Consider the following 2,065-nt stretch of genomic DNA (forward strand, 5'->3'; position numbering starts at 1 on the left):
CGGAGATCGTGATCGCATCGCCCGCGGCGACCGATGCCGAAGCGAGCGTCACGGTCGGCTGCTCGGGCTCAGGCGTCGTGCACCCGCCGCCGCAGACGGTGAAGTTCGCCAGCACCGCCTTGTGGTCGGAGGGCCAGACGGCATCCGGCGTCAGGATCTCATCGGCACTGTCGTCGACGACACGCTGATTGCGCACGATCGTCGACTGCGGTCCCACCACGCTCGCTCCGTCGATCGACAGTCGCTCGTCCGGCGTGGCGAAGACGTAATCGATGCGGTCGCGCTCATCGGCGTCGGGAGCCCAGGTCAGAGATGACGTGGGGAACAGAGGATTGTCCGACGGCCACGTGAAGCCCGGGTTCGCCGCGGGATCGGGATGCACGGTGCGGAAGGCATCGACCAGTCCCCCGTCGAGCAGCGTCTGCGTCGTCTGCCAGGGAACGACGACGCCGTTGTGGTCGAACAGCTCGGCTGTCGCCGCGGTCCAGTCCTGCGACGGCGGCTCGTTGAAGTCGCCGCCCACGATGGCGATCCGTCCAGTCGTGCGCTCTGCGGCGATGTCGGCGAGCAGCTCGGCAGCGGCGGCCGGTCGGCCCGACTGCGCGTTCGCCGCCAGGATGGCCTCGACGTCGGTCACCGGGGCGTCGAGCTTGTTCCAGGTGTTCCACCCGGCCGGCCAGTCGCCGTGGATCTCCCCGCCGTAGCCGCGCGGGAGGTACGTGGTGTACCAGCGGTACTCCAGGTGGCCGCCGTACACCACGACCTCCGATCCGTTCACGTCGAGAACCGCCTTCGACCACCAGCGGCCGATCGTGTCGGTGGAGACGATCGGGTAGCGCGAGACGATCCCGGTGTCGGTCGCCGTGAGGTGCTGGTAGCCGAGCAGTGCGGCGACCTGAGCGGGCGCCTGACCCACTTCGGGGAGGAACGTCACGTCGGCGTCGGTCTGCGTGATGACATCGGCGATCTGACGCGCACCGTCGGCCACCTGGGTGCCCCCGTGCCAGACGTTGAAGGTGAGCACGTTCAGGCCGCTCTTCCCTCCGACCTCGGGCTTCGGGGCGGCCGGGGCGACCGGCTGCGCCTCCTCGTCCGTGACGGTGAGATCGATCGGCCCGGCCAGCACCGTGTAGCCGTCGTCTTCGAGGAGGTAGACGTCGTACTCGCCCGCCCCCATCGTCGCCGAGTTGCGGGTCCAGCCGTCCCGACGCGAGGCGTTCCACGTGACCTGGCCGGTCTGGTCTGCGACGTATCGCCAGTCGAGGGATGCCGGACCGCCGGGCACCGCGCCGTCACGATAGATCCCGATCCAGTTGCGATCGTGGACCGCCGAGCCGGCGTCGAACGAGAACGTGACCGTCTCGTCGACCCCGATGCGGGGCGTGTCCAGCGTGAGCATCCCTTCCGCCGCCTGAGCGGCGGGAACGACGAGGAGACCGGCGAGAACGATGCCGGTGCCGAGCAGGGCGAGGAGCCCCCGCTTCGGCCGAGTGGCGGAGGTCATGACGAGAAGGTCCTTTCGACGACGTGGCGCATCGAAAGCTACGGCCGCCGGATGACCGGACCGTGACCGTGAGGTGAATGGCAGAATCGGACGATGCCTGGTCTCCATCACGTCGAGCTGTGGATCGCCGACCTCGATGATGTGCGCGCGCAGTGGCGGTGGATCCTCGAGCGCGTGGGGTTCTCCCTGACGAGCGAATGGAGCGGCGGCGAGTCGTGGGCCGCAGGGGGCAGCTATCTCACGCTCACGATGTCTCCGAACCTGTCGAGCTCCGCGCACGACCGTCGACGCGCCGGCCTCAACCATCTGGCATTCCAGGGCGGTGATCGCACCGCGGTGGATGCGCTGATGGCCGAGGCCGAGCGCCACGGCTGGCGACCACTGTATGCGGAGCGCTACCCGCACGCCGGCGGCGACCAGCACTACGCGGGCTGGTTCGAGAACGCCTCCGGCTTCAAGATCGAAGTGGTCGCGGATCCGTCGTAGCCGAGCCGGCCTGCTGCCGTGCCGGACCCCTAGGCGCCGTAGTCGGGCAGCTCCTGCAGCGTCCAGGTGTTCCCG

Annotated in this window: 2 protein-coding genes; one reads left to right on the plus strand and one right to left on the minus strand. The window is 69.2% G+C overall.

What is annotated here, in order from left to right; translation table 11 throughout:
• On the minus strand, positions 1-1,504 hold a 1,504-nt coding region (locus DSP71_RS02845), incomplete at its 3' end, for an endonuclease/exonuclease/phosphatase family protein (protein ID WP_258546232.1).
• A 93-nt stretch (positions 1,505-1,597) separates the two neighbouring features.
• Between DSP71_RS02845 and DSP71_RS02850 the strand changes: the two genes are divergently transcribed.
• Positions 1,598-1,990, plus strand: coding sequence for a VOC family protein (locus tag DSP71_RS02850; RefSeq protein ID WP_061017892.1), 393 nt, complete (start codon positions 1,598-1,600; stop codon positions 1,988-1,990).
• The last annotated feature ends 75 nt before the right edge of the window (positions 1,991-2,065 follow it).

The organism is Microbacterium sp. H6 (assembly GCF_003314775.1).
Classification (GTDB): Bacteria; Actinomycetota; Actinomycetes; order Actinomycetales; family Microbacteriaceae; genus Microbacterium; species Microbacterium oxydans.

Bases quoted from the DNA above. Each gene is read 5' to 3' on its own strand.
- DSP71_RS02850 (WP_061017892.1), top strand. From the start codon at position 1,598: ATGCCTGGTCTCCATCACGTCGAGCTGTGGATCGCCGACCTCGATGAT.